The organism is Embleya australiensis, from assembly GCF_051903075.1.
Classification (GTDB): Bacteria; Actinomycetota; Actinomycetes; order Streptomycetales; family Streptomycetaceae; genus Embleya.
Genome location: NZ_CP182422.1, coordinates 1589599 through 1616208, shown reverse-complemented (window position 1 = coordinate 1616208; position 26610 = coordinate 1589599). Strand labels below are relative to the sequence as shown.

Sequence of the window (26610 nt, the reverse complement as noted above, 5' to 3'; positions counted from 1 at the left end):
TTGTCGGGGGGCGTGCCCGTCGGTAACGGGCGGCACTCGGCGGATGCTACCTAGACGGAGGGCCATCGCGCTTCCGGCGGTGATTGCTCACGACGTACCGTCATTGCCCAAATCGGCGTAATTCGGACGCCGATCGAGTCATTTTCGGTCGTGGAACCGGTTGCCCGTATCCACAAGGTTGCCCTCCGCGCATGCCCGCTGTGAAGAGGCCGCGGGTCCCGCTCCCCGTACGCGGTCCGTGGCATCGATCACGTTGGCCGTAGCGTCCCTGTGGTGCCTGCCCCATGGTGAAGGCCAGGCCGGATCGTCACGAAACCGTGACGCGGCGGAGGGTCGGTGACCCACCGCCGTGTTCCAAGGGTAAGGGGAGTTATGTGACGTTCCGTCAGTCGGGCGACGAAACGAGCCCGACCATCGTGCCCGGCCGCTCCCCCGTGGGCTCGGCGTCGAGCACGGTGGGCACGCCGCGCACGATGGTGGCCCGTACGCCGGCCGGTCCGCGCGTGAAGCGCCACGAGCTGTCCGGGTTGTCGTAGCGCTTCTCCTCCGGCCGCACCTCGATCTCGTCGAGCGCGAACACCACGAGGTCGCCGGCCAGGCCCGGGGCGATCACGCCCCGGTCGCCCAGCCCGAAGAAGCCGGCGAGCTTGCCGGTGAGGTTGTGCACCGCCTGCTCGACGCTCAGCAGGCCGGTGTCGCGCACGTAGCGGGTGAGCAGGTAGACGTTCTCGCCCGAGCCGCAGAACAGTTGCAGGTGCGCGCCGGAGTCGTTGATGTTGGTCAGCGTGTGCGGCTCGGCGAACAGGCCGGCCACGACCGGCTCGTCGAACGCGTCCGGGATGCCGCGCAGGCAGGACAGGATCCCGTTGTGGCCGATCCAGGTGGCCAGCGCGTCGGAGATGTGCAGCCCCTCCCGGTCGGCGTACTCCTTGAGCGAGATGCCGAGCGGGCCGTGCCCGGTCTCCGAGATGGCCAGGATCAGCGACTCGGGGCGATCCAGTCGAGATGTCGACGACGAGACCCGGTTGTCCCAGTCCTCGCGGGCCTGGGCCCGCCACCGCGGATCGGCGAGGGTGGCGAGCTTGGTCTCGGCCGGACCGTTGATCCAGTGGTTCCACGCGGCGACCCGCTGGAAGGTGAGCGCACGCTCGAAGTTGAAGAACGGCTCCAGCGGTTTGTGCGGCACGTTCGGCCAGAAGTCGACGCCGTCGGCGCGCAGCCTGCGGTGCAGCGCGATGGTCTGTTCGCGCAGGTAGTCCTCCCGAACGGTGGACGGGATGGCGGTCCACTGGGCCCGGATCCCACGCGGCTTGCAGATGCGGGCGAAGCGCTCCACGTCGGCGTCGATGTTGTCCGGTTCGTTGAACCGGGTGATCAGTTGGAGGGTGGCCCCGGGGTGCCGGGCGAGCACGTCGGCCAGCGCCTCGAACTCGGCGTCCTCGGCGAGCCGGGTGGGGACGGGCTTGAGGTAGCGGTCCTTGTCGAAGACATTGGTCGACAAGCCGATAGCTCCATGAGTCAACGACTCGTCAAGCAACGCGGCCATCTCGGCGATCTCCTCGCCGGTCGCCGCCCGCCCCCAGGACGCCTCCGCACCCATCACGGTGGTGCGCAGGGTCAGGTGCCCGACGAACCCGGCCACGTTGACCGCGACGGCCTGCCCCTCGACCGCGCGGCGGTACTCCGGCCAGCGCTCCCACGTCCACGGCACCTTGTCCTGGAAGGCGGAGAGCGGAAGGTCCTCCAGGAAGCAGAACAGATCGAGCACGGGCCCACGCGCACTCTCCCGCAACGGCGCCACCGACATCCCACAGTTGCCGAACACGACGGTGGTGGTGCCGTAGGCGGGCAGCGGATCGAGATCCGGGTTCCACCACATGGCCCCGTCGACGTGCGTATGCGCCTCGATGAACCCGGGCGCGACGTAGGCCCCGCCCGCCTCGACGACACGCTCGGTGCCACCGTCCGGGAGCAGCCCGGGGCCGACCTCGACGATGACGCCACCCCTGATCCGCACGTCGGCGGGGGTGGGGGGCGCTCCGGTTCCGTCGACGACGGTGCCTCCGCGTACGAGCAGATCGGCCATGGGGCTTCTCCCTATTACTTGTGCCGGATACCGGGGTGGGATTACTTGTGCCGGATTGCCGGGGGGTGGGTCGGGTCGGACTGCCGGGGCTCCCTTGGATTTACGTTACGTGTTGTAACTTAACTTGGTGAACTATTCAAGGGTGACGGGTGGTTGGCGCGGGGGGAGGGGGTTGGGTCGGGTGCTTGGGGGCCTTCCCGAGTGGGTCTGGTGCTTTCGGGGGGCGTTGGGTCTTTGGTTGCGGGCCGGCCGGCCGGCCGGTGCGGGGCTGGTCAGAGCCGGTGGTTGGCCGCCGCCGGCGTGCGGGGCTCCGAGACGCCGGCTCCTGGCGAGACGGCCGCATTGTTCGGCAAAACCGGCCGGCAGCGAGGGAGCGGGAGGGCGCTCGGGTCGGGTCCTCCGGATGGCGTTCCCGAGTGGGCCGGGTGCTTTCGGCGGGCGCTGCGCCTTTGGTCGCGTGGGCCGGTCCGGGGCTGGTCAGAGTCGGTGGTGGGCCGCCGCCGGCGTGCGGGGCTCCAAAACTGCCGGCCCCCGACGAGACGGGTGCGTTGCTCGGCAAAAACCGGCTGGCGGCGGGGAGCAGGTAAGTAGTCGGGTCGAGTGCTCCGAGGGGCCTTCCCGAGTGGGCCGGGTGCTTTCGGCGGTCGTTGCGCCTTTGGCTGCGTGGGCCGGTGCGGGGCCGGTCTGAGTCGGTGGCGGGCCGCCGCCGGCGTGCGGGGCTCCGAGGCCCAGGGCGCCCGACGAGACGAGTGGGTTGCCCGGCGAAAACCGGCTGGCGGCGGGGGAGCGGGAGAGCGCTCGGGTCGAGTGCTCCGGAGGGCCTTCCCGAGTGGGCCGGGGGCCTTCCGCGCGCGTTGCGTCGTTGGTTGCGGGTGGCTGGTGCGGGGCTGGTCTGAGTCGGTGGCGGGCCGCCGCCGGCGTGCGGGGCTTCGAGACCCGGGGTGCCCGGCGAGACGGGTGCGTTGCTCGGCGACAAACCGGCCGGCAGCGAGGGAGCGGGAGGGCGCTCGGGTCGGGTTCTCCGGGGGCCTTCCCGGGTGGGCCGGGGCGTTTCGGGGTGTTTGGAGGAGAGTTGGGGTTCGAAACCGGATCGCGGTGGGTGGTTGTGGGCTTTGAGCTTCGGTGACCTGCGGTTTTGTGAGATCAGAGCGGAAAGTCGGGCGTCGTGTGCCGGTTTCGTGCGCTCCGGCCTCCCCATCGCCGCAGTGGAGACCGCAACTGCCCAGTCGGGTTGGCTTCGGGCGCTGCGACCTCGCAGAGGCTGTCGAGCCGACCGAAAGTGCCCAGTGGGGGCCGAAACCGGATCCCGAGGCACTCGAAGCGGCTTCCCTCCTCGCTGACCTGAGGTTTTCTCGCGCGCCGAGTCCACGGCACCTCACGCTGTCCGGTTTTGTGAACTCCCGCCCCCCACACGCCCACCGCACCTCGAAATGCCCTGCCCAACCCACCCGGGAAGGTCCCCGGACCTCTCCGACCCGACCACCCACCTGCCCCCGCCGCCAGCCGGTTTTCGCCGAGCAACGCACCCGTCTCGCCGGGCGCCCCGGGGCTTGGAGCCCCGCACGCCGGCGGCGGCCCACGACCGACTCTGACCAGCCCCGGACCGGCCCACGCGACCAAAGGTGCAACGCTCGCCGGAAACGCCCGGCCCACTCGAGAACGCCACCCGGCGGACCGGACTCGACTGTCTCCCTGCTCCCCGCTGCCGGCCGGTTTTCGCCGAGCAAATGCGGCCGTCTCGCCAGGAGCCGGAGTCTCGGAGCCACGCACGCCGGCGGCGGCCCATCATCGACTCTGATCGGCCCCGCGTCGGCCACCCGCAGCCAAAGGCGCGACGTGCGCCGGGAACGCCCGGCCCATTCGGGAAGGCCCCCGGGGAGCCCGACTCAGCCCACCCCGCCCCCGCCGTCGTCAGCGCCCTTCCCCACCGCCACCACCGCCGGCCACCGGCCGCCGCACGCTTTCGATGATTCGGGCGAAGCTTTCCTTGCCGTGGCCCGCCGCGATTTGGCGGTCGATCAGGTGTTGCACGACGGCGATCACCTCCGTCCGCACGCCCTGGTCTCGGCCAGCCTCGGCGATGGTGTCGACGGCGGCCTTGTTGAAGGCCAGGCTCTGGGTTTCGGCGGTGTAGTCGGCGCTGTCGAAGTACTCCGCGTGGCCGGCCAGGCCGCCGGTCATCGCGGTGAGCCAGGGGGCCGCCAGCTCGGCGAACTCGGTTGCCGGGACGCCTTCGCTGCCGACCAGGGCGGCGCCGTAGGCGAAGCCGGCGAACATCGAGTACATCGAGCCGAGCAGAGCCAGGTCGTAGAGCGAGGCCAGGCCCGCGTCCTCGCCGAACCAGCTTGCGCTGCCGAGCAGTTCGAGGAGGTCGCGGTGGGTGTCGAAGGCGGCGTGCGAGCCGCTGTACAGGAGCGAGGCGACGGGCAGGCCGATCATCTCCGGGATGGCCATGATCGCGCCGTCGAGGTATTCGATCCCGTGCTCGGCGGCCCAGGTCGCGGTTTCCCGGGCCTGCTTCGGGGTCACCGTGGTCACGTTGATCACCAGGCGGCCGACGAGCGGGTCGACCAGGGTGGCCAGCGTGTCGCGGACCGACGCGTCGTCGAGGAGGCACACCACGACCACCGGCGAGGCGCGGACCGCTTCGGCGGCGCTCGGGGCGAGCGTGACGCCCTGGGCGACCAGATCGTCGGCGCGGCCGGCGGAGCGGTTCCAGACGGTGGTGGGGTGGCCGCCCCGGTGGATCGCGCCGGCGATGGCCCGACCCATCGCGCCGAGGCCGAGGACGGTTACGGGGGCGTGGGACTGCTGCGCGTTCACAACGTTCTCCAGAGGGGGTGGAGGTGGGTGAGACGCCGGTGTTCGGCGCCGGGGTTCATCCTTGATCGACGCACTCCAGTCAGCAAGTACCTACTAATAAGTGAGGTACTGACGAATTGGTAAGTATTGAGGCGAGCGGCCATGGCAGCGACCGTCCGGGCCGCTGCCCGGCTCGGAATCGGGGGAACTCCCCACGTCCTGCGAACAGGTGGTCGGTTTTCGCCCGGACGTCTTTCGGCGTCCATCCGGGACCGGCACAATCGCCGCCATGGCGATGATCGAGACCCGCGAATCCGTCGGTGAGCGGCTGAAGTCCGGTGCGCTCGGATTTCTCTCCGGCGGCGTGATCGGCGCTGCGCTGGGCTGCTTCGTGGTTGCGTGCATCCTGGAGAGCTGGCGGCTCTGCGTGGTCGGGGTCGGGCTCTTCCTGCTCAACATGGCCGCGTGGGCCGTCCGTGGGCGCGTACAGGGGGCCCGAGACGTGCGTGCGCCGGCTCGGCTTGCGCTCGCCGTGATCGAGAGCCGGCGGGCCCTCGGAAGCGATACGGCCGACATCCCGGTCGAGTTCGAGCTGACCGTGGCGCCGGACGAGCGCACGGCGTACCGGGTGAAGATGCGTCAGGACCTCAACATGGTCGACATCCCCGACTATCGGCCGCGTGGGGTCGTGGTGGTGGAGTACCGCCCCGACGACCTGTGGGACGTCAAGCTCGTGACCGAGCCGACCGAGGAGTGGGCCCGGCGCGCGAGCGTGGAGACGGTGGACTCCGCGCCGGTGTCCGCCATGGTCGAGGCCCCGCGCGGCGACGGCGCGTTCTGCCTGCTCGTCCTGCTCGGCATGTTGGTCGGCGCGGGGATCGTGGTGCTGCTCTTCCGGGCGGAACTGGCCGACGAGCTCGGCGACTCGAGTACGAAGACCACGTCCTCGTCGTCCTCGTCCTCGACGTACTCCGAGACGAAGGTCACGAGTGGCGTCTCGACGGGTACGACGGTCTCCGGCACCGCGTCGTCCGACTCGATGCTGGCCGAGGGGGAGCTTCGCCGGCTGGTCGGCTCGCTGGTGAGCGGGATGCGCACGGGCAACGCCGCCACGATCACCATCGACGACCACGGCATCTCGATGCAGGGCGTGCTCGGCGCGCCGGCCGACCCCGGCGCGGTGATCGACGTGAATGCGCTGCCGTTGGAGCGGTTGCCCGGACTGGTACGCACCGCGCAGACCAAACTGGGGATCGCCGAGCCGAATTCGTGGCGGATCACCTTCGAGCCGGTGGCCGGCTCCGCGCCCGGGGCTGTTGTCATCCGGGTCACCGTGACCGGAGCCGAAGGCAAGGCGTCGCTGGAGGCGGACACCGAGGGCCGGATCACCAAGCGCAATCCGCGCTGAGGCCACCCCCGCCCGGCGCGGGATCATCGGGTTCGTGATCCGTCGTCACCGTCGCGCGAACTCTCGCGAACTCGCGCGAACCCGCGCGAATCCTGCTCGTGAACCCGGGTGAATCCTTTCGCGTCCGCCGCGCCTCTCATGCGTGTGCGGACGAGCACCTCGTCCGCCCCGCATCCCATCGGGAGGACCCCATGACCGTAGTCGTCATCATCGTCGCGGCAGTCGCGCTGCTGCTGTGCGTGTGCACCGTCACGCTGCGCCGCCGGAAGCGTCAGCGTGGCTGACCACACCTGGCCCGGCGCGGTCCTGGTCGCGGCGGCGCAGCGCGGTGACGTCGACGCGCTCACCGCGCTCGTGCACGGCTCCCACCCGCACGTGCGTCGGTTCGCGCACACGTTGTGCGCCACCCCCCAGGACGCGGAGGACGCCGCGCAGGAGGCGCTGATCATCCTCTACCGCAAGATCGGCATGCTGCGCGCCTCGGGGGCGTTGGCGTCGTGGATGTTCCGGATCGTCCGCAACGAGTGCCTGCGTCGCACCCGTGCCCTGGTCCACCACGCCTCGGCCGCCGAGTCCGACCCGTTCGACACCCCCGGCGGTACCGCGCGCTCCGCCGAGGAGGACGCCCTGCTGCGCCTGGAGGCCGAACGCGTCGCGGCCGCCGTCTCCGCCCTGCCCGACGACCTGCGGCAGGTGCTGGTCATGCGGGACATCCAGGGGCTGCCCGGCCGGATGGTCGCCGACCGGCTCGGGATCAGCACCGCCGCGATGAAGTCCCGCCTGCATCGTTCCCGTTCGGCGGTACGCGAGGCCCTGCGCGACGAACCGTCCCGTAGTGAGGAGAACCGACGATGACGCTCGACTCGACCACGATGACGACCACGCTCACGAAGACACGCACCGCCGAGCCCGTCTCCCCGCCCGCCGATCCGGTAGGGCCGGCTGCCCACGACGCGCGGGCCGCCCTCGCCGCGCACGCCGTCCACGTCGCGCCCAAGCCGGCCGGCTTCGCCAGTGCCACCGTCCCGCGCCACCTGGCCCGGGGCGCCGTCGGGTTCGGCGCGCTCGTCGCGTCCCTGGCCCTGCTGCCGGTCGCCGGCTGGGTGAGCCTGCTGCTCGCGCCGGTCGGCCTGGTCGCGCTGCGCGGTTGCCCGATGTGCTGGGCGATCGGCCTGATGGAGACCATCTCGGCCGGCCGCCTGCGCCGCTCCTGCGCGAACGGGAGGTGCGAACTCACCCGTCCCGCGAAATAGGCGCCACGCCGCGCCCGCGCCGCCCGGCCTCACATCCACGACATGGCCGACTCGTGCCCCCTGTTGTCGTAACCCGGGATCACGTGCTCGTAGCTCTCGTACGGGCTCGTCACGTCGAAGATGCGCGGGTTGTCGAACTGGACGTAAAGCGTGCGCCGGCGGGCGGCGCCGGTCGCGGCCGGGCCCGCGTGCATCCCGCATCCCATGTGTACGGTCACGTCGCCCGGGTCGGTGGTCATCCCCACCACGGGCAGCCCGGCCCACTGCTCCGCCGTGTAGCGCTCGTGCGCGACCGTGCCCCACGACCCGGCCAGCGCGTACAGCTGTGAACTGTCCTGCGTCACCGCGTCGAGCCGGATGCCCACGTGTACGCGCGGACACGTGATCGGACAACCGCCGAGCGCGCAGTCCTTGTGCCAGGGCAGGTCCGGGATGGACAGCGGCTCGGGCGCGGTGCCGAACTCCTTGAGCACGGCGATCTGTCCGGAGTCCCGGTCGGTCACCGCGACCACGTCCTGGCCCGCGAGGCCGCACAACATGCGCACGGTCGGGTCGTCGGCCAGCGCGGCGATCCGCGGCGAGCGCATGCCCAGGTAGGTCAACCGGTAGGGCGAGCGCCGGCCGGCCGGGTCCGCGGCCCACAACGAACCCCGGTCGCCCTCACGGCACAACCCGCGAATCCGGTCCACCTCGCCGGCCAACTCCTCGACCCGGTCCGCGTCGAAGACCTGACGCACCACCAGGTAGCCGGTGGTACGCAGGAAATGCGCCATCTCGTCGGGTTCGTCCCGGGTGGTGAAGTCGCGGTGCAGGTCGATCGGCCGATCCGCCAGGTCGCGCAGATCGAGGGCCTCGGGGTGGTAGATCGGCGTCCCGGAGTACATGCAGCGGATCGCCGGCTCCCAGGTATCCCAGTCGGCGAACGTGCCGCGCACGAAACGCACCGCGTGCGACTCGACCAGGCCGCGGCTGGTGCGCAGTTCGTACAGGTAGTCCTGCCACGCGCCGGACGCCAGCTCGACGACCAGTTCGGCGTCCGCGCTGACCCCCGGCACGATGCGCACCTGGCCGCGGTCCTCGACATAGCTGTACGCCGAACCGTCGGGCATGCACAGGGCGATCGGGGCGCGGCCGGCCACGTCCCAGGCGACCCGTTCGCCGAGTCCGCCCTCGAGCCGGCGTGGCAGTTCCACCCGATGAAACGAATCGAAGCACACGACCGGCCAGCCCAACACACTGAACGTGCCTCGGTCGGCGTCGTGCGCCACCGCCGATCCCGCGCCCGCAATCCCCATTGCCCCGTCCTCCCCGTTGTGCACCCGGCACACCGGCCGGGTCGTCACCAACGGTAGGCAAACAGCGTCAGAACAGCGTCAGAGCAGCGCGAAAGCGCAAGGTGACAGCCAGTCAGCTCCGCGATGGTGCGCCGGCGTCCGGCGAGTCTCCGAGCAATCGCACCGCGTCCTGAAGCGTACGCTCCGCGTGTCCGGGCAGGCCCAGTTCGACGCAGCGCGCGTACGCCGCCGCGAAGTGCGCGCGGGCGGCGGCCTCGTCGCCGGCCAGCGCGGCCAGGCCGCCGAGCACCCGGCGTACCGGGCCGAGCGAGGAGCCGGTCCAATCCAGGTGGTCCGCGTACGGCGCGAGCGCCTCCGCCACCAGCAACCCCCGCTCGGTGTCGCCCAGTTCCAGGGACACCTCGCCGAGTCGCATCAACGAGCCGGTCCACAGCAGGTCCACCGGGATGGTCGCGAAGCCCGGTACGCACAGGGCGTGGAACTCCTCGCGCGCCGACTTGGGATCCGCCGACGCGGACGCCGCCCAACACGCCTGTACCCGCCACCAGGACACGTCCCGGGACCAGCCGGCCGCCACCCCCGCCCGACGCGCCATCACGCCCAGCCGGCCCTGCTCCCAGCGCACCGCCAGGATCTGCGACAGATTGAACGAGCGCACCGCCTCGCGCGGCAGCCCCGAACGGCGGGCCAGGCGCAGCGCGTCGGCCAGTACGTCCGCGGCGCGCGCGGTGCGTCCGCGCAGCAGTTCCAGGCCGCAGCGGTAGATCAGCACCTCCCACGTGAACCATGGGTGCCGCAGCCGCCGGGCGACGCGCTGCGCCTGCGCGTACTCGCGCTCCGCGGCCGGGATCGCGCCGCACACCACCAGGTCGTAGGCCTGGTTCAAGTGGCTGCGAAACAGCGACTCCTGATCGCCGGTCAGCCCGGACAACACGGTCAACTCGCTGCTCATCCGCAGCCGTTCCTGGACCAGGTCGGGTCCGGACGCGGCCAGGTGATGCGCCTCCAGGCCCTGCGCCAGCGCGTCGTGCGAGCCCGACTCGCGGGCCGCCTCCAGGGCTTCGTACAGCATGCCCAGCCGGGCCTCGCGGTCCTGCCCGAAGGTGAGCGCCACCGCGAGCGCGGCCAGCAGCAACGAGCGCAGCGCGATGTCGGCGGGCAGCGCGGAGGCGATCGGCAGCGCCGCCAGCGCCTCGCGCAGCAGGGCGACCAACTCCAGGTCCACGCCCACCTGGTACACCTGCCCCAGGCGGACCATGGCCAGCGCCACCCGGCCGAGCCGGCGCGAGTCGGAGAGCGCTCGGGCCTCCTCGGCGGCGCGGCGCAGCACCTCGCGGCAGCGCCGGTCGCCGCACCGGTCCAGCGCGGCGCCGCGCGAGAGCAGCAGGTCGCAGCGGGTCTCCGGGGCGGGGTCGGTGACCATCGGCAGTACCTCCAGGGCCTGCCGGTAGTGCTCGGCGGCGACTTCGAACGCGCCGCCGTCGCGCGCCTCGTCGCCTGCGCGGCGGGCGTAGTCCAGGGCCCGGCGGGCCTCGCCGAAGCGGCAGGCGAGCCGGAAGTGGTGGGCCAACTCGGGCAGATGGGCGTCCCGATCGCCCCGGGCCTCCAGGGCCAGGCCGACTTTGCGGTGCAGTTGCAGGCGGCGCGCGGTGGGCAGTTCCTGGTAGAGCGTGGAGCGGACCAGGGCGTGCACGAAGGTGAAGCGGCCCGGGCGGTCGGTCTCCTCGCCGCGCACCACGTGCGCGCGTTCCGCGTCGTCGAGCGCGTCCACGACGGTGTCGAAACCGCCGGGGTGCACCGCCGCGACCAGGTCGATGTCGAACGAGGGGCCGACCACCGCGGCGACCGTGAGCGCCTCCAGGGTGGACTGCGGCAGGCCGAGCAGCCGCTGGCGCAGCACGTTGCGCACCCGGCGCGGGACGTCGGCCGGCACGCTCTTCCCCAGCGCCGACCAGTCGCTGACGTCGGCCCACTGGCGCAGCAGTTCGGTGGCCAGGAGCGGATTGCCGTCGCTGAGTTCGCGCAGTACATGGGCCCGGACGCCCTCGGCGCGCGGCGGCAGCGGGCCGGCCAGTACGTGGGCCAGTTCGACCAGGGCGGCCACGTCCAGGCCGCCGAGCGGCACATGCAGCGGGTGCAGATCGCGGTAGAGGTCGGCGATCAGCCGGGTCATCGGATGTACCGAGCCCAGACCGGTGTCCCGGAAGGCGATCACCACCACCGCCCGGGTGCCGACCAGGGCGCGGGCGACATGCCGCAACATCAGCATGGTCGAGGTGGAGGACCAGTGCACGTCGTCGAGCAGCAGGATCAGGTCGCGCTCGCCGGCGGCGTGCCGGAACACCCCGGCGACCGCCTCGAACAGCCGATACCGCTCGGTGTCCGAGTCGGGCGGTCCCTGAGGCTGGGTCAGGCCCGCGGGCTCCAGCGGCAGTTCGGGCAGCAGTCGGTGCAACTCGCCGCCCAGGTCGCCGACCCGCTCGCGCAGTTCCTCCGCCGCGACGTCGCCGAGATGGGCGCGCAGCATGGTCACGAACGGTTGGAAGGGCGCGGCCACGCCCTCGTCGCTGCGTCCGGTCAGCACCAACGCGTCGCGGCCGGCGCGGGTCGCGAACTCGTTGAGGAGGAAGGACTTGCCGATCCCGGCGTCGCCGCTGACCAGGATCACCCGCGAGCCGACCTCGGCCCGGGTGGACTCCTCGAGCAGGCGCAGTTCGGCGGAGCGGCCCACGATCGGCCCGGGCGCGCCGTGCGGGAACACGTCGTGCGCGGAGCGGGTCGGGGCGGGTGCGGGCGGCGCGTCCAGGCCGGGTGTCGGTGAGGCGAAGCGGGCGGCGGGTGCGGGCACCGGCAGCGGTTGCGGTGTGGCGTCGCCGAGCAGGCGCAGGAACGCCGACTCGGTCTCGGGCGAGGGGCCCACGCCCAGTTCGGAGTTGAGCAACCGCCGACACCGCTCGTAGGCGCGCAGCGCGGCCGCGCGGTCGCCGCCGGCGGCGTGCGCGGTCATCAGCAGGCGGTGGCTGCTTTCGCGGAACGGGTCCAGGTCGACCAGTTGGGCGGCGCGGGTCACGGCCGCGTCGGCGCGGCCCAGGTGCAGTTCGGTGGTCACCGACACGGCGAGTGCGCGCAGTCGGGCCGAACGCCAGCGGGTACGCCGTTCGTTCACCCAGTCGCCGTCCAGGCCGGGCAGAAACGGCAGCGCGAGGATTTCGTGCGCGTCGTGCGCGCGGGTCCTGGCCTGCGCGAACGCGCCGTGCACGGCCAGCGCCTCGGCCTCGATCAGGGCGCTTTCCGCCGCCTCCACGTCGACCTCGGTGCCTTCGGGCAGAGACAGCACGTAGCAACCGGCCCGGTGGCGCAACACCGACGACGCGTCGTAGCCGGCCTGCCCCAGGAATCCGCGCACCCGGCTGAGCACTCCGCGCAGTGCGCCCTCCCACGACTTGGGCGCCTGCTCGGGCCACAGGAGCGCGGCCAACTCCTCGCGCGGCACCGGGTGTCGGCGGCCGAGCGCGAGCGCGGCGAAGACGAGCCGGGCCTGCGGTCCGCCCAGCAGGTCCTCCGCGGCACGACCCGCGGGGCCGTCGACGCAGACATGGCCGAGAACACGTACCCGGACCACCATGCGACGGACCCCCCTCCTGCTGTCGTCGGCGCGACGACCGATTCCCCGGCGCCGGTCCGGGAGCGGTTCGAAGGACCCCGCGCGCCACATCGTACGAACCGAACGGTGCGCCCGGCGCCCAATTGCGCCGGCGCCCAGGTCACAACCCGGCCAATCGCTTGATCCCTACCAGGGTTTGTCGCAAGCTTCGATCCGCACACGCGCGCTCCCGGCCGGGCGGTCGACGATCGGGCGGTCGCACGGGTCCGTTCGTGGGATGGGCCCGCCGGCGTGGACGATCGACGGCGGGGCAGACGGTGGGTGGGCCCGGATCCGCGGGCCGGGACGGGTTGTCGACGGGATCGATGGGATCGGAGGGGTCGAGCGGGCCGCCGGGGACGGTGGGTCCGGTCGGTCCGGTCGGGTCCGGGCGGGGAGGAGCAGGGATGAGCCTGGACGATTGGCAGTTGCCGCCGGCACGGGAAGGGCGGCCCGCGCCGGAGGAGTTGGAGGCGCGGCGACGTGGCACGGCGGCGTACCGTGAGGAACCCGAGGAGGGGGTGGCGGTCGCCCGACGCCTGGTGGGCGGGGTGCCGTGCACGTTCCTGGAGGTCCCGGTCCCGGCGCTGACGCTGCTCTACTTCCACGGCGGCGGCTATCGCATGGGCGACGCCGAGGGCTGGCTGGGGATCGCGTCGCGGATCGCGCTGGCGGCCCGGGCGCGGGTGATCCTGGTCGAGTACCGGCTCGCCCCGGAGGCGCCGTTCCCCGCCGCGCTGCACGACGCGGCGAGCGTGTACGACGCGCTCGTGACGGTGGAGGAGGAGGGCCTCGACGCGGCGCCGTTCGTGGGCGGCGACTCGGCGGGCGGCGGCCTGGCGGCGGCGCTCGCGATCGCGGCGCGGGGGGCGCGGGTGCCGATGCCGGCGGGCCTCGTGCTGTTGTCCGCGTGGTTGGACCTGACGGTGACCAAGCCCACATACGACTCGAACGCGGCCACGGACCTGTTCATCTCGAAGCGGTCGCTGCGCGAGGCCGCCGAGATCTACCTGCAACTGCACGACCCGAGCGACCCGTTGGCCTCCCCGTTGTTCGCCGACCTGTCCGGCCTGCCGCCGATACTGCTCATGGCCTCGTGCCACGAGGCCCTGCTCGGCGACACCACGGCCTTCGCCTCCCGAGCCGCCGCAGCCGGCGTCCAGGTCCAGGCCCACCTCATCCCCGACGTCCCCCACGCCTGGCCCGCCATCGACCCGGAAATCCCGGAATCCACGACGGCCATCGGGGCGATAGCCAGGTTCCTGACGACAACGTCGGCGGCCTGAGACGAAGCGCGAAGCGCGAAGCCGGACGGCTCCGGCATGCGTTGCGCCTTGGGTTACGGATGGCTGGTGCGGGGCCACGCCCGCCCAACGCGCCATGCGGATCGGGGTTGGGGGCCGGGTTGGTTTCGGCCGATGCTTGTGGGGGCCCAGCCTTCGCACTCGGCGTAACGGGTGGGCGGGGTGGGCGCACCGCCCACCCCGCCCGGCGAGGCCATGTGGCCACGAGCACGGCATGATCGGGGCGTGAGTTCCATCGAATACGTTCTCCCCCTCGTCGCCCACATCGAGAAGGACGAACCCCCCGCCCGTACCGATGCCCTCGAGGCCGCCGCGCGGGCCGTCCTCGTCCTGCTTGCCGACGTGCGCTCCACCGACCCCGAAGGGGAGTGGCACGACGTCGTCGAGGCCTGGCAGGGGCATCGGATCCGCAAAGTGGTGCGCCGGGCCCGCGGCGGTGAGTGGCGTCGTGCCGGCGCCCTGCCCGGGATCACCGTGGCCCACCGCACCGCCGAGGTCCGGGTGTACCCGCCCATCCCGCTGGACGGATGGCCCAAGGACCTGGCCAAGTTGCAGGTCTCCGGCACCGACCTGGACGAGCCGGTCGCGCCGCGCGCCGCCGATCCCGGGCAGCCGGTGTTGTGGTTGAACCCGTCCCTGGAGATGACCGCCGGCAAGGCCATGGCGCAGGTCGGGCACGGCGCGCACATCGCCTGGATGGGGCTCGGTCCGGGGGCGCGGAAGGAGTGGGCCGCGCGTGGCTTCGACCTCGCGGTTCGGGTCGCCGATCCCGCCGCATGGCCCGCGCTGGCCGGCAGCGGCCGGCCCGTGGTTCGCGACGCCGGCTTCACCGAGATCGCGCCGGGGTCGTGCACGGTGGTCGCGGATGTGCCATGGCCGACCCGCTGAACGACGTACCGCCCCCGCCGCGTCGCGAGTCGAGGTGACGGCAGGTGACGTTGCGTCATCGGGGCGGTCGATCGGGCGGGCGCCCCGACTCCCGGAGGCGCCCGGGATGATCCGTGTACGCTGCAACCGAGACCCGTACGTGACCGGATCGTCACTGCCCCGGTTCCTGCGGGCCACTACGGTAGGTCACAGGCCGGGCCGACCACCCGGCTCCCGAGCCACGTGTCCAGGTCCCGCCCGGATCCGTCGGTGCCATCCGCTGGGGGACGGGTTCGCCGATCGCTCCGGCCGCCCTGTCTCGCGCGGCTCGGGACACCATGGGCGAGGGGACTGCCGGCGCGTGACTCTTCAGGTGATCAAGGACGATCTCCAGGGCTGGACCGTGCTGCACGTCCTCGGGGAGGTCGACTACGCCGTCGTCCCCGAACTCCGCGAACACGTCAGACGCGCGGTCGCCGACGGCGACCATCGCATCGTCCTCGAACTCACCCGGGTCGAATTCCTCGATTCCACCGGCATCGGCACCCTCGTCGCGGCCCGCCGACTACTGCGCTCCACCGGCGGCTCGTTGCGTCTGGTGATGCCCGGCAACAACGACCACCACGTCAACCGCGTCTTCACCGCCCTGGGCCTGCGCCGCCTCTTCGACGTACACCCGGACCTCACCGAAGCCCTGTCCGACGACACCCCCACGGACGAGGACCTGAGCGCCGTGAGCTGACCGGCTCCGCCCCCGCCCCACAACACCGCGCCTACAACACCGCCCCCGCCGCCGTCAGCGTGGCGCTCGCGCCGGGGACGTGGGTCAGGCGCGTGGCGAAGGCCCGGTAGGCGGCGGCCAGTGCCTCGCTGGGCACGCGCCGGTGGCCCAGTACGTCGGCGAACCACCGGGTGAAATCGATGAACAGCGCGTCGTCGTCCAGGAACAGCGAGACGGCGAGCGTGTCGACCGCACTGGCCAGGCCGTCGCGCATGGTGGTGTCCGAGCGTTCGCCCTCGATCGGAGCCAGCGCCGACATGCCCGCGGCCACCAGCGGGGTGCGCAGCAGGCCGACGCCGTCGTGCGCCGGGTCGGACAGGTGGCGCAGGCGCGGGGCCGGCGTGGTGACGGTCGGCCAGTCGGGACCGGTCAGCATCTCGGCGGCGCGTTCCGCGTCAGGCGCCCAGCCGTTCGCGCCGACGACGCCCGCCCAGCGCCCGTTCGGGCCGAAGCCGGGACCGCCGACCAGCACCGGCACCCCGACCCGGCGGGCCACCTCCACCATCGCCCGCGCGCCCGGCAGCGCGGTGGAGACCGTACAGCTCAGCACCACCGATCCGGCGCCCGAGTCGGGCACCACCCGGGCCAGTTCACCCGCACCCGTACCCGGTGGCAGCACCGTGGTGTCGATCCCGCGCAGCCGCAACAGCGCGGCCAGGATTCGGGACGCGAGCCCGTGCCAGTCGCCCTGCGCGCAGCACACCACGATCCGGGTCTGCGAGCGCGGACGCGGCGTCGCGTCCGCGACCAGGTGCACCACCCGCCCCGTGACGTGCGAGGCGGCGTGCTCGCGCGCCACCGTCCACTCGCCCGTCGCCCACCGCTCGCCCACCACCCGCAGCGCCGGGATCACCAGGCCCGTCAATACCTCCTCGCCCGGCACCCCCTTGCCCAGCAGGTTGCGGACCAGGTTCAGTGCCTCGACCTCGTCGGCTCGACCCAAGTGTGCGAGGAACAGGTCGAGTTCGTCGGAGACCACGTGCGTCATGCGCCGTCCGGATGCTCGTCGGGACCGGGACGACCCGGCTCGGCCAGGATCGGCAGCGCCTCGTGGTCGTCCCGATAGGGGATGTGAATGGCCAACAGCACCACGTCGTCGATCACCGGGGCGTCGCCGAGATGCGTCAACAGCCGCTGTTCCAGGCGCTCCACCAGCGCCTCCACCGGCATGCCCGCACACGAGGCCAGGTCGTGCCGCAACGCCTCCACCCCGTACGCCTCGCCGTCCGCGTCCCGCGCCTCGGTGACCCCGTCGCTGTACAGGAGCAGCGTCGACCCGGCCGGCAACGGCAGTTCCCGCTCGCCGAACACGGTGCCCGGGATGCCCGCCACCAGCGGATCGGTGAACGCCATCGCGGTCACCCGGCCCGCCGGGTCCATCCACAGCGGCGGCGGATGCCCGGCGCAGGTCAACCGCACCCGCGCGGAGCCGTCCGGATGCACCGAGCAGTCCCCGGTGATCGCGGTCAGCACCAACGAGGGATCGCCGAGGGTGAGTTCCGCGTCGAGCAGCGCCATCCGATGCGCGGGAGCGCAGCCCGCGCTCGCCGCCGTGCGCAGTATCAGCAGCGAGCGCGAGCTGAACATGCCCACGGGCGTGCCGCGTCCGCACACGTCGCCGACGGAGAACGCCCACGTGCCGTCGACCGGGGTGGGATGCACGGCGTAGAAGTCGCCGCCCAGACCATTGGTCAACGACACCGGGCGATACCGGGCGGCGATCCGCGCGCCGGGCACCTCGGGCAGCGGGCCCGGGACGAGGGCCCGGGCGAGCAGCAGGGTGCGCCGGTCCTGTTCGACGTACAGCCGCGAGGTGCGCAGTGCCACGCCCACCCGTTCGGCGTAGTCCACGGCGAGTGCGATCTCCTCCTCGGCGAACGGCTCCGAGGTCGCCGAGCGCACGAACGTCAGTACGGACGGCGCGTCGTCGTCGGTGGGCACCGGGACCACGAGCGCACACCGCGCGTCGACGGCGAGCAGGTCCGCGACCGCGTCGTCCGGTACCAGGCGGCCGAGCAGTTCGCGATCCATCAGCGGATGCAGCTCCTGCCGGCGGGTACGCAACACCCGGCCGACGCCCGCCGGGGCCGTCCACGCCGTGCCCAGACCGGTGGTCACCCGGGCGATCGGGGTGCCGGTGGCGGGCGCGTACGTGGTGCGCATCCGGCCGTCCTCCATGCTCGGCACGGACAGCGCCACCCAGTCGGCCAGTTCGGGTGCGGGCAGCGTGGTGACCAGGTCGGTCAGCCGGCGCGGGTGGGTGGTCGCGGACAACATCCGGCCCGCCTCGGCGAGGAAGACCTTGCGCCGCCGCTCGGCCAACAGCGCGTCCTCGCGCCGCCGTTCGGCCGTGGTGTCGCGGACGTACCAGGCGTAGTGTCCGTCGCTCAGAACCGCTCGCCGCCCCTGCACGCGCCGATCGTCGACCTCGCCGCGCCAGGTGGTCCCGGTCGCGGGCAGGGTCGGGAAGGCGGTGCCCACCGCACAGTCGGGCAACAGGCGCGCGGCCGCGGGGTTGACGTGGCACACGGTGCCCTCGGCGGTGAACACGATCACGCCGCTGTCGCTCTCGTCGAGCACCTCGGCCGGTGACCAGCCGGGCGGCGGCGTCTCGTCCGGGGCGTGCGGCGGCTCGAAGCCGTTGCTCCGCCGGGCGACGGCGGGCTCCTGCGTGTTGCTGCCCCGCTCGTCGCTCGAGGGGCGTGGTCCGGTCATGGCTACGGAATCCCTTGCGTCCGTGCGTTTCGAGCCGACTCGCACCGGCGCTCGCGCAACCTTCACGGTACGACCGCCGGGGCCGGCCGCGGGTGGCTTCCGACGGAATCACACCTATAGGGGAAGACGGTCCACGAGCGACCGATGCGGCGAGTAGGGTGCCGATGCGGTCCTGCGTTCCGGGATGGATGTGGGGGTTCGTCCCAGGACGCGCGCATCGTAGCGAGCGGTCGCGTGCCGCGCGACCGAACCGACACTCGACCGGGTGGAGTGGTCCCCATGAGCCTTGACGATCTCCCGCCGGACGACGTGGATCACACATCGTTCTCGGCGAGACCGTGCGTGGTGCGGACGGCCCTGGAGGCCGACCTCGGTGGCATCGTGTCCGTACACGGCGACATGGACATGACCGCGGCGCCGGCCTTCCGCCAGGCGGTGGACCGCCTCGTCGACGAGGGCGCGCGCAGCCTGCGGATCGACCTGTCGGGGGTGCCGTTCATCGACTCGTCCGGCCTGGGCAGCCTGGTCTACGGCTACCGCCGACTGCGCGACCGGGACGGGGACATCGTGGTGTGCGGTGTCGGGCCGCAGCCGGCGCGGGTGTTGCGAATCACCCATTTGGACCGGATCCTCAGCGTGGAACCGGCGGGTATCGTCCGGAACCGGTGAGCGCCGAACGCCGATTGCCGAACGCCGATTACCCCTTGCGGAACGCCGAGTGCCGATGCCGGGCCGACGAGTACACGCGTGCCCGCGCGTGTGGCCGCCGCCGACCGCCTCCGCGAGCCGAGCGGCCGATCCCGTCCCGCCCGTTGCACCGGCCCCGAACCGCCCCGCCCGTCCCGAACCGTCCCGCAGCGCAGTCCCCGCACCCGTCCCGCCAGGCGCGCTCCCGCGCCCGTCCCGCCCGGCGCAGTCCCCGCGCCCACCCGCCCCGAAGGGCGGACTCACCGGCCCAGGCCGGCCTCCAGCTCACCCGCCGTACGACTGCGGATCAGGTCGTTGACCGCCTCGCCCGGTCCGACCTGCTCGAACAGCGACGGCGGCCGGAAGGTGACGTACATCGTGCGCCGCCCGCCCACCCCGGCGGGCGGCGGCGACGCGTGCAGTACGTCGGCCACGTGCACCGTCACATCGCCCGGCTCGGTCGGCACCGCGACATAGGGCAGGTTCGCCGGCTTCTCCTGCGTCGGTTGCGGGCAGGTGCGCCCGTGCGAGCCGGGGATCGCCTCCAGGTAGCCGGTCTCGGCGGAGGAGCCGGTCAGTTGGATGCCGATCGCCACCGACGGGCACATGATGTGGTGGCCGCCGAGACCGCAGTCGGTGTGCCAGGGGATGTTGGCGAGGCCCTTGAGCCGACCCGCCGGCTTGAGCAGGACGGAGACCCCCTCCATCCGGTCCATGGACGCGGCGAGGTCGTCGTGCAGCAGACCGGCCAGCCGGACCAGGCGCGGATCGCGGGCCAACTCACCGATCGGCGCGGAGCGTTCGCTCGCATACACGATCCGGCACAGCACCGCCTCACCCGACTCGGTCTCCGCCCACCAGGACCGGTCGTCGTCCGGACGGGCCTCGGCGGCGAGCCGGTCCACCTCCGCGTTCAGGACGGCGATCTCGGCGGCGGAGAACACCCCGCGGATCCGCATCACCCCGGTCGCCTCGAAGTGTTCGGCGAGTTCCCGATCGGAGCGGTCGAGGGTGAGTTCGGCCGCCGGGTCCACCGGCGCGCCGTGCCGGTCGTACAGTTCCGGGCCCTGCGGCAGGTAGATCTCGATGCCCTGGTAGAGCGCCCGCAACGCCGGTTCCCAGCGGAACAGGTCGAGCACCGTGCCGTGTTCGGTGTGCACCTCGCCCGCGATGGCCAGCGCCGCGGCGGTGCGCAGCAGGGTGACCAGGTCGGTCCAGGCGTCGGGGGACAGCCGCACCACGCAGCCGGCGTCCGGGTCGATCCCCTCCACGACGCGCAGCCGGGAGTCGTCCGCGCGATAGGTCCACGCGCCGGTGCCGATCCGCAGTCCGAGCGGGTCGAGCCCGGGGAGGCCCGCCTCGGCCCGTTTGCCGTGTGCGCCGATGAGCAATCCGGGGACGATGTCCCGGTGGTAGGTTTCCGCGTCGATCCGGTCGTGCCCGAGCATCCTCGCGACCTCCTGCGCTGTACGTTGCCGCGCAGTATGCCGGGCCGGAGCGCTGTGTCACCAGAGCGTTGCGCGCTTTGCCCGAAGTCCGCGCGAGCGGGCCGCCGACAACCCACCCCCGGCGCCGACCTGTTGGGCGATCGCCTTACCACACGCGGTCGATGACGGTTCGTCAGCTATGTCGGCCGGATCGTTGACGGTTCGTCAGTTCTCCGGGGACGGCGCGTCTTCGCGGACCTGGGACACCTGCGGGTACGCGCGGCGCAGATGCGCGGCCACCGCGTCGGCCGCGGCGCGCGGGTCGCGGGCCACGATCGCGGCCAGGATGGCCCGGTGGTCCGCGCGCAACGCGCCCGTGTCCGGCCCCAGTTCGGCCACCGCGCGGCGCTGGTGTCGGCGTACGGTGTCGCGCAGCGCGCGCATGAACGTGGTCACCAGCGCGTTCCCCGACAACTCCGCGATCGTGGTGTGGAACTCGGTGTCCAGTTCGTTGAACCGCTCCGGGGACAGGTCCGGGTCGTCCATCGCGGCCACGATCGCGCGCAGCCGGTCCAGGTCGGCCTCGCCCGCGTGCCGCGCCGCGCCCTCGACCGCCCACGATTCGATCAGCAGCCGGGTCTCGACCACGTCGTCCACGGCGAAGTTGGCCAGCCCCAGGTGCAGCCCGAGGACGCCGGTCAGCGCCGGACCCGCCGAGCCGGCCAGGATCGCCCCCGCCTCCGGGCCGCTGCCGGGGTTGGCCACCAGCACGCCCATGGCCTCCAGGACCCGCATCGCCTCGCGCACCGAGGGGCGGCTGACCCCGAGCGCGGCGGCCAGCGCGCGCTCGCCCGGGAGCTTGTCGCCGGCCCGCAGTCGGCCGCTCGCGATCTGCTCCTCGATCTGCGCCACGACCTCCTCGAACGCGCGTACACGCTTGACCGGACGCCAGTCGGGGCCGTCTGTCACGGGGGCTCCTCGGATGCGGGCGTCGCGAATCGCGAATCGGGGGGTGTCTTGTGGCCAAGCATGCCATGCCCTTAGCGTGAGCACACCACAGTGTGGTCAGACCACATGATTCGACAGTCGCGAGGAGGCCGCACGCATGCGCGTCGGGCTGTTCATCACCTGCGTCAACGACACGCTCTACCCCCGCACGGGGCAGGCCGTCGTCCGCCTCCTGGAACGGCTCGGCTGCACCGTGGACTTCCCCACCGCGCAGACGTGCTGTGGACAGATGCACTGGAACACCGGCTACGGAAAACGGATCGAGCCGATGGTGGCCGGGTTCGCGGACACCTTCGCCGGCTACGACGCGGTGGTCACCCCGTCCGGGTCCTGCGGCGCGATGATCCGGGACAACCACCCGCGCGCCGCCGCCCGCGCGGCCGATCCGGGGTTGTCGGCCCGGGTCGCGGCGGTGGTTCCGAAGGTGTACGACCTCACCGAGTTCATCGTGGACGTGCTGGGCGTCACCGACGTCGGCGCCTACTTCCCGCACCGGGTCGTCTACCACCCCACCTGCCACTCCCGCCGCCTCCTGGGCCTGGGCGACCGGCCGACCGCGCTGCTCCGCGAAGTGCGGGGTCTGGAACTGGTCGACCTGCCGGGCGAGGAGGAGTGTTGCGGCTTCGGCGGCACCTTCGCGGTGAAGAACCCGGACGTGTCCACCGCGATGGGCGCCGACAAGGTGCGGCACGCGGCGGGGACGGGGGCGGAGGTGCTGTGCGCGGCGGACAACTCGTGCCTGATGCACATCGGTGGGCTGATGGATCGTCAGCGGACCGGCATGCGCGTGGTGCATCTGGCGGAGATTCTCGCCTCGACGGCGGGCTAGGGATTGTCTACCCGCCCGCTCCACCCGTTGCGCCGGCCGTATCGGCTGCGGTTTCAGGGCAGCGGTGTGGCCTTCATGGCCTGTGAGCCGAATTTCCTCGACCCGTTGATCGGAAAGCTTTGGTCATGACCTCATCGCCTACGTTTTTGGGTATGCCGCCGTTTCCCGAGGCTGCTCGATCTGCCGTTTCGAATCCTCAGCTTCGGCATAATCTGCGCAAGGCCACTCATACCATTCGGGATAAACGGGCCCATGTGGTCGGTGAGCTTTCCGACTGGGGTGAGCTTCGGGCCGCCGGGGCGGCGATCAAGGATCGGACATTGCGTCGGCTCGACGAGTACCTGGTCGCCGCCGAGGCGGCCGTCACCGCCGCCGGGGGCACCGTGCACTGGGCGGCGGACGCGGCGGAGGCGAATCGCATCGTCGCCGATCTGGTTCGGGCCACCGGGGAGACCGAGGTGGTCAAGGTCAAGTCGATGGTCACCCAGGAGATCGGGCTCAACGAGGCGTTGGCCGCCGAGGGCATTCGGGCCTACGAGACCGATCTGGCCGAGTTGATCGTGCAGTTGGGCGACGACCTGCCGTCGCACATCCTGGTGCCGGCCATCCACCGCAACCGGGCCGAGATCCGGGAGATCTTCGTCCGGGAGATGGCCGAGTGGGGGGTACCGGCGCCGCCCGGACTGACCGACGAGCCGGCCGCGCTGGCCGAGGCCGCGCGACGACACCTGCGGGAGCGCTTCCTGTCCGCGAAGGTCGCGGTGTCCGGCGCGAACTTCCTGGTCGCCGAGACCGGCACGCTGGTCGTGGTCGAGTCGGAGGGCAACGGGCGGATGTGTCTGACCCTGCCCGAGACGCTGATCTCCGTGGTCGGCATCGAGAAGGTGGTGCCGACCTGGGCCGACCTGGAGGTGTTCCTGCAACTCCTGCCCAGGAGTTCGACCGGGGAGCGGATGAACCCGTACACCTCGATGTGGACCGGCGTCACCCCCGGCGACGGCCCGCAGGACTTCCACCTGGTGCTGCTCGACAACGGCCGCACCGACGTGCTGGCCGACACCACCGGACGGCAGGCGTTGCGCTGCATCCGGTGTTCGGCCTGCCTGAACGTGTGTCCGGTGTACGAGCGCACCGGGGGACACGCGTACGGGTCGGTGTACCCGGGGCCGATCGGCGCGATCCTGGTGCCGCAACTGCGGGGCGTGGCCACCGGGAAGGTGGACCCGCAGACCGCGTCGTTGCCCTACGCGTCGTCGTTGTGCGGTGCCTGCTACGAGGTGTGCCCGGTCGCCATCGACATCCCCGAGGTGCTGGTGCACCTGCGCGAACAGGTGGTCGAGGGCGGCGGTCACCGGGCCGAGCGGGCGGCGATGCGGGCGGCCGAGTGGGTGCTCGACGACGCGAAGCGGCTGCGCACCGTACAGCGGGTCGCGGCCCGCTCGCGTCGGTTGTTGCCGCGCCGCGCGCCCGGGCCGGGTGCGGCCTGGTCGGACAGCCGGGCCCTGCCGGAGGTGCCGGCGCAGTCCTTCCGCGACTGGTGGGTGCGCGAACGCGGCGCGCCGCCGGCGGAGAAGAACCGGATCGAGGAGGACGACCGATGAGTTCGCGTGCAGCGATCCTGGCCCGGGTCCGCCGGGCGCTCGCCGACGTGCCGAGCGACGACGACTCCCCGGTCGTGCGCGACTACGCACGGGCGCATGTCACCGAAGGTGTGCTCGACCTGTTCGTCGAGCACCTGCGCGACTATCGGGCCGTGGTGCACGAGGTCGCCGAGGACGCCCTCCCGGACGCGGTCGCGGCGGCGGTCGAGCGGCGCGGGGCCCGCACCCTGGTGACCCCGGCGGGGCTGCCGGCGGCGTGGACGGTCGGGCTCGCCGAGGGGGTGTGCCTGGCGGACGGTTGGGCGTACGGGCAGTTGTACGACAATCGTATTAATAACAGGCCTCAGGTCGTCGAGCCCGCCGACATCCTGACCACGTCCGCCCTCGACACCGCCGACGGCGTACTCACCGCCGCCGCCGTCGGCATCGCCGAAACCGGCACGATCGTGCTCGACGCCGGGCCCGGCCAGGGCCGTCGGGCGTTGACCCTGGTGCCGGACTGGCACCTGTGCGTGATTCGCGCCGCCGACGTGGTCGCCTCGGTGCCGCGGGCGCTCGAACGACTCGACCCCGGTCGACCGCTGACCTGGATCTCCGGGCCGTCCGCGACCAGCGACATCGAGCTGAATCGGGTCGAGGGTGTGCACGGGCCGCGCACCCTCGAAGTCCTGGTCGTGCGGTGACGGGCCGCCGATCATTTACAGTCCATAGGCGTGGCACCTGATACGAACGCACTCGTCCGCTCGACCAAGAATCTGATGGAGATGGTCGACCTCCTCGGCAACACCAGCCCGCCGGAGGCGTACGACGCGATCGCCGAGCAGTTGGCGAACACGCGCCGGCTGCTCGGTCAGTTGACCGCGCCGGCGCCGACCACGCTGTGCAACGAGCATCCGCACGGCCCGGTCGACGAGGACGCGCGGGACAAGTGCCTGTTCTGCGAGAACCGGCGACGGCGCGGCCGGGCCCGGGACGCGGCCGACGCACGACCACGTTCGGCGCCGTGTCCCCGGCACCCCGAGCGCGGTCTGCTCGCGCTCGGCGAGACGTGTCCGCTGTGCGGTGGCCCCGAGGGCGCGTCGATGCCGCGTCAGGGCGTGCCGAGCGTGCGCGATCCGCGGCCGGCGCCGTTGGCCGGTGTCCGGGGCGTCGACATGCGGCTGACCGTGCTTACCCGGCAACTCGCCGGGATGGCGGGCGAACCGGGCCAGGACGCGCGCGGGGAGGCGTTGCTCGCCGCGGCGGTCGACGCGCTCAAGGGCGCCCAGGGGCTGATCCAGGCGGCCAACGCGTTCTCCGAGGGGCGCGGCGACGAGGGGTACAACACCGCCACCCGGGTCGCGCGCGGTCTGCGCGCCACGGCCGCCGAGGTGCTGGAGGACCTGTGAGCCGGGCGGGTCGCGGGGCGCGAGGGCACGGCAGGGGTCGGGGCGCGTAGGTCGCTCGGCCGCGCCGGTCGTCAGTCCTCGTAGGTCGAGGCGATCGGGTCGTGCCCGTTCCACACCACGAAGACCGACGAGGTCTGTCCGTGTCGGATGAAGTCGACCCGGATCCACCGGTCGCCCGGCCACACCTTGACCGCCCACCCCGAGTTCGGCGTCGCGGCGATCAGCGTCGCGATGGTCGGCTGGTAGCGGAACGACGCCCGCCCGCCGCGCACCTCGAAGCTCTGCACCGCCGCGGCCGGCTGCTCCCGCAACTGCGCGGGCGGCGGCGCCTGCGGAGCCTTCGTGGTCGGCGGGGTCGTGGTCGGCGGCGGCGGGGGCGGGGACGACGAGGTCGGCGGCGGGGTGCGGTTGACGGCCGAGATCAGGTCCGGCGCCTCGGAGGTCGGCGGCGCCGAGGGCGTGGGCGGCGATGTGGACACTGCGGGCGGCGGTACGTTCCCGGCCACCGGGCTCGGCGGCCGGGGCGGCTCGAACACGGTCTCGCGCAGCACGCTGCGCACCCCCCACCAGGAGAGCGCGACGGCGACCGCGGTCACCGCGAGCCACACCGAGATCGACGTGATGATTCTCCGCACGAGCCCTATCCTCCCGCCCCCGGCCCACCCCTCCCCGGCGGGGTGGGCCCGAGGTCGCGGGCCCCTCCCGGGCTGGACGGAGCCATCCGTACGGGTACGGTTCCGAACCATGGCACAGGTGCTCGTTGTCGAGGACGACCAATTCGTACGTTCGGCGCTGATCCGCTACCTCACCTCGTCCTCCCACGCGGTGCGCAGCGTGGGCACCGCCCTGGAGGCGCTGCGCGAGGTGGCCCAGTACTCGTTCGACGTGGTCATCCTGGATCTCGGCCTGCCGGATCTGGACGGATCCGAGGCATTGAAGATGTTGCGCGGCATATCCGACGTCCCGGTGATCATCGCGACCGCCCGGGACGACGAGGCGGAGGTGGTCCGGCTGCTCAACGCCGGCGCCGACGACTATGTGACGAAGCCGTTCTCCGGGGAGCATCTGGGTGCCCGGTTGTCGGCCGTGCTGCGCCGCGCGCGCGGCGGCAGCACACCCGAGGTGTTCACCACCGGCGGCCTGCGGATCGACACCCGACGCCGCGAGGCGCACCTGGACGGCCGCGAACTGGAGCTGACCCGGCGCGAGTTCGACCTGCTGGCGTTCCTGGCCGCGCGGGCCGGACGGGTGGTGCCGCGGCGGGAGATCCTGGCCGAGGTGTGGGGTCAGGCGTACGGGGACGACCAGACCATCGACGTGCACCTGTCGTGGTTGCGCCGCAAGCTCGGCGAGAAGGCGCGGGAGCCGAGGTATCTGCATACCGTGCGGGGTGTCGGGGTGAAGCTGGAGCCCCCGGCGTGAGACTGCGCTCGGGCGGGCGCGGGGCGACGGGGCGGCGCGGGGAGGGCCGCTCCGGTGGTCGGGCGGCGGGTGCGGCGGAGCGGGCCGGCGGGTC

The 26610-nt window shown here is 72.5% G+C and carries 21 protein-coding genes; 12 read left to right on the top strand and 9 right to left on the bottom strand.

The features are described 5' to 3' along the window. Positions 1 to 385: 385 nt before the first annotated feature. Complete coding sequence (locus ACMXN5_RS06695; RefSeq protein WP_439674465.1) at positions 386 to 2086, bottom strand: N-acyl-D-amino-acid deacylase family protein; 1701 nt, start codon at positions 2084 to 2086, stop codon at positions 386 to 388. A 1911-nt stretch (positions 2087 to 3997) separates the two neighbouring features. Further along, on the bottom strand, positions 3998 to 4909 hold the full coding sequence (locus ACMXN5_RS06690; RefSeq protein WP_439674464.1) for an NAD(P)-dependent oxidoreductase: 912 nt from the start codon (positions 4907 to 4909) through the stop codon (positions 3998 to 4000). Positions 4910 to 5177: 268 nt separating this feature from the next. On the opposite strand from ACMXN5_RS06690, the gene ACMXN5_RS06685 reads away from it, so the two are divergent. The 3 genes from ACMXN5_RS06685 (at position 5178) to ACMXN5_RS06675 (ending at position 7549) form a co-directional block, all read left to right on the top strand. Beyond that, on the top strand, positions 5178 to 6296 hold the full coding sequence (locus ACMXN5_RS06685) for a hypothetical protein (RefSeq protein ID WP_439678123.1): 1119 nt from the start codon (positions 5178 to 5180) through the stop codon (positions 6294 to 6296). Between the two features lie 276 nt (positions 6297 to 6572). After that, entirely contained in the window at positions 6573 to 7151 is a 579-nt protein-coding gene (locus tag ACMXN5_RS06680) for an RNA polymerase sigma factor (protein ID WP_439674463.1), read from the top strand. Next, positions 7148 to 7549, top strand: a complete 402-nt coding sequence (locus ACMXN5_RS06675; RefSeq protein ID WP_439674462.1) for a hypothetical protein — start codon at positions 7148 to 7150, stop codon at positions 7547 to 7549. The genes ACMXN5_RS06680 and ACMXN5_RS06675 overlap by 4 nt, the downstream gene beginning before the upstream one ends. Positions 7550 to 7578: 29 nt before the next feature. Here ACMXN5_RS06675 and ACMXN5_RS06670 read toward each other — a convergent pair whose 3' ends face one another. Together ACMXN5_RS06670 and ACMXN5_RS06665 are read right to left on the bottom strand one after the other, a co-directional pair. Then, positions 7579 to 8742 carry a phytanoyl-CoA dioxygenase family protein gene (locus ACMXN5_RS06670; RefSeq protein ID WP_439674461.1) on the bottom strand — a complete coding sequence of 388 codons (1164 nt, stop codon included), beginning with the start codon at positions 8740 to 8742 and terminating at the stop codon, positions 7579 to 7581. A 214-nt stretch (positions 8743 to 8956) separates the two neighbouring features. After that, the gene (locus tag ACMXN5_RS06665; RefSeq protein ID WP_439674460.1) at positions 8957 to 12469 is read right to left on the bottom strand and encodes an ATP-binding protein; all 3513 of its coding nucleotides are present in this window, start codon (positions 12467 to 12469) and stop codon (positions 8957 to 8959) included. Between the two features lie 425 nt (positions 12470 to 12894). Here ACMXN5_RS06665 and ACMXN5_RS06660 point away from each other — a divergent pair, with 425 nt between their 5' ends. From ACMXN5_RS06660 to ACMXN5_RS06650, 3 genes are all read left to right on the top strand, one after another. Further along, complete coding sequence (locus tag ACMXN5_RS06660; RefSeq protein WP_439674459.1) at positions 12895 to 13773, top strand: alpha/beta hydrolase fold domain-containing protein; 879 nt, start codon at positions 12895 to 12897, stop codon at positions 13771 to 13773. 213 nt (positions 13774 to 13986) lie between these two features. Further along, positions 13987 to 14679 carry a peptidyl-tRNA hydrolase gene (locus ACMXN5_RS06655; protein WP_439677964.1) on the top strand — a complete coding sequence of 231 codons (693 nt, stop codon included), beginning with the start codon at positions 13987 to 13989 and terminating at the stop codon, positions 14677 to 14679. A 340-nt stretch (positions 14680 to 15019) separates the two neighbouring features. Further along, a complete protein-coding gene (locus ACMXN5_RS06650) occupies positions 15020 to 15400 on the top strand; it encodes an STAS domain-containing protein (RefSeq protein WP_395785868.1) in 381 nt (126 codons plus the stop codon). A gap of 31 nt (positions 15401 to 15431) precedes the next feature. Here ACMXN5_RS06650 and ACMXN5_RS06645 read toward each other — a convergent pair whose 3' ends face one another. Both ACMXN5_RS06645 and ACMXN5_RS06640 read right to left on the bottom strand, forming a co-directional pair. Continuing rightward, positions 15432 to 16427 (bottom strand): cobalamin B12-binding domain-containing protein, encoded by a 996-nt coding sequence (locus ACMXN5_RS06645; RefSeq protein ID WP_439674458.1) that lies wholly within the window; start codon positions 16425 to 16427, stop codon positions 15432 to 15434. Continuing rightward, a complete protein-coding gene (locus ACMXN5_RS06640; RefSeq protein WP_439674457.1) occupies positions 16424 to 18154 on the bottom strand; it encodes a SpoIIE family protein phosphatase in 1731 nt (576 codons plus the stop codon). Before ACMXN5_RS06640 ends, ACMXN5_RS06645 begins: the two co-directional genes overlap by 4 nt. 279 nt (positions 18155 to 18433) lie before the next feature. Between ACMXN5_RS06640 and ACMXN5_RS06635 the strand changes: the two genes are divergently transcribed. Continuing rightward, entirely contained in the window at positions 18434 to 18823 is a 390-nt protein-coding gene (locus tag ACMXN5_RS06635) for an STAS domain-containing protein (RefSeq protein WP_439674456.1), read from the top strand. Between the two features lie 278 nt (positions 18824 to 19101). Here the strand turns inward: ACMXN5_RS06635 and ACMXN5_RS06630 are convergent, their stop codons facing one another. Together ACMXN5_RS06630 and ACMXN5_RS06625 are read right to left on the bottom strand one after the other, a co-directional pair. Then, positions 19102 to 20289, bottom strand: a complete 1188-nt coding sequence (locus ACMXN5_RS06630; protein WP_439674455.1) for a phytanoyl-CoA dioxygenase family protein — start codon at positions 20287 to 20289, stop codon at positions 19102 to 19104. 204 nt (positions 20290 to 20493) lie between these two features. Then, the gene (locus ACMXN5_RS06625; protein ID WP_439674454.1) at positions 20494 to 21237 is read right to left on the bottom strand and encodes a FadR/GntR family transcriptional regulator; all 744 of its coding nucleotides are present in this window, start codon (positions 21235 to 21237) and stop codon (positions 20494 to 20496) included. A gap of 136 nt (positions 21238 to 21373) precedes the next feature. Between ACMXN5_RS06625 and ACMXN5_RS06620 the strand changes: the two genes are divergently transcribed. The 4 genes from ACMXN5_RS06620 (at position 21374) to ACMXN5_RS06605 (ending at position 25094) form a co-directional block, all read left to right on the top strand. Beyond that, positions 21374 to 22105 (top strand): (Fe-S)-binding protein, encoded by a 732-nt coding sequence (locus tag ACMXN5_RS06620; RefSeq protein ID WP_126635586.1) that lies wholly within the window; start codon positions 21374 to 21376, stop codon positions 22103 to 22105. Between the two features lie 125 nt (positions 22106 to 22230). After that, positions 22231 to 23706 carry a lactate utilization protein B gene (locus ACMXN5_RS06615; protein ID WP_439674453.1) on the top strand — a complete coding sequence of 492 codons (1476 nt, stop codon included), beginning with the start codon at positions 22231 to 22233 and terminating at the stop codon, positions 23704 to 23706. Continuing rightward, a complete protein-coding gene (locus ACMXN5_RS06610) occupies positions 23703 to 24389 on the top strand; it encodes a LutC/YkgG family protein (RefSeq protein WP_439674452.1) in 687 nt (228 codons plus the stop codon). The genes ACMXN5_RS06615 and ACMXN5_RS06610 overlap by 4 nt, the downstream gene beginning before the upstream one ends. A gap of 30 nt (positions 24390 to 24419) precedes the next feature. Then, entirely contained in the window at positions 24420 to 25094 is a 675-nt protein-coding gene (locus ACMXN5_RS06605; RefSeq protein ID WP_395785884.1) for a hypothetical protein, read from the top strand. A gap of 71 nt (positions 25095 to 25165) precedes the next feature. Here ACMXN5_RS06605 and ACMXN5_RS06600 read toward each other — a convergent pair whose 3' ends face one another. Then, complete coding sequence (locus ACMXN5_RS06600) at positions 25166 to 25729, bottom strand: hypothetical protein (RefSeq protein ID WP_439674451.1); 564 nt, start codon at positions 25727 to 25729, stop codon at positions 25166 to 25168. A gap of 109 nt (positions 25730 to 25838) precedes the next feature. On the opposite strand from ACMXN5_RS06600, the gene ACMXN5_RS06595 reads away from it, so the two are divergent. Beyond that, positions 25839 to 26516 carry a response regulator transcription factor gene (locus ACMXN5_RS06595; protein ID WP_126635589.1) on the top strand — a complete coding sequence of 226 codons (678 nt, stop codon included), beginning with the start codon at positions 25839 to 25841 and terminating at the stop codon, positions 26514 to 26516. Positions 26517 to 26610 lie beyond the last annotated feature (94 nt).

Excerpts from the sequence above, each read along its gene's own strand:
- ACMXN5_RS06630 (WP_439674455.1), bottom strand. The coding sequence starts at position 20,289 with ATGCTCGGGCACGACCGGATCGACGCGGAAACCTACCACCGGGACATC.
- ACMXN5_RS06610 (WP_439674452.1), top strand. The coding sequence starts at position 23,703 with ATGAGTTCGCGTGCAGCGATCCTGGCCCGGGTCCGCCGGGCGCTCGCC.
- ACMXN5_RS06665 (WP_439674460.1), bottom strand. The coding sequence starts at position 12,469 with ATGGTGGTCCGGGTACGTGTTCTCGGCCATGTCTGCGTCGACGGCCCC.
- ACMXN5_RS06655 (WP_439677964.1), top strand. The coding sequence starts at position 13,987 with ATGTGGCCACGAGCACGGCATGATCGGGGCGTGAGTTCCATCGAATAC.
- ACMXN5_RS06685 (WP_439678123.1), top strand. The coding sequence starts at position 5,178 with ATGGCGATGATCGAGACCCGCGAATCCGTCGGTGAGCGGCTGAAGTCC.
- ACMXN5_RS06620 (WP_126635586.1), top strand. The coding sequence starts at position 21,374 with ATGCGCGTCGGGCTGTTCATCACCTGCGTCAACGACACGCTCTACCCC.
- ACMXN5_RS06645 (WP_439674458.1), bottom strand. The coding sequence starts at position 16,427 with ATGACGCACGTGGTCTCCGACGAACTCGACCTGTTCCTCGCACACTTG.
- ACMXN5_RS06660 (WP_439674459.1), top strand. The coding sequence starts at position 12,895 with ATGAGCCTGGACGATTGGCAGTTGCCGCCGGCACGGGAAGGGCGGCCC.
- ACMXN5_RS06615 (WP_439674453.1), top strand. The coding sequence starts at position 22,231 with ATGACCTCATCGCCTACGTTTTTGGGTATGCCGCCGTTTCCCGAGGCT.
- ACMXN5_RS06640 (WP_439674457.1), bottom strand. The coding sequence starts at position 18,154 with ATGACCGGACCACGCCCCTCGAGCGACGAGCGGGGCAGCAACACGCAG.
- ACMXN5_RS06635 (WP_439674456.1), top strand. The coding sequence starts at position 18,434 with ATGAGCCTTGACGATCTCCCGCCGGACGACGTGGATCACACATCGTTC.
- ACMXN5_RS06675 (WP_439674462.1), top strand. The coding sequence starts at position 7,148 with ATGACGCTCGACTCGACCACGATGACGACCACGCTCACGAAGACACGC.
- ACMXN5_RS06695 (WP_439674465.1), bottom strand. The coding sequence starts at position 2,086 with ATGGCCGATCTGCTCGTACGCGGAGGCACCGTCGTCGACGGAACCGGA.
- ACMXN5_RS06595 (WP_126635589.1), top strand. The coding sequence starts at position 25,839 with ATGGCACAGGTGCTCGTTGTCGAGGACGACCAATTCGTACGTTCGGCG.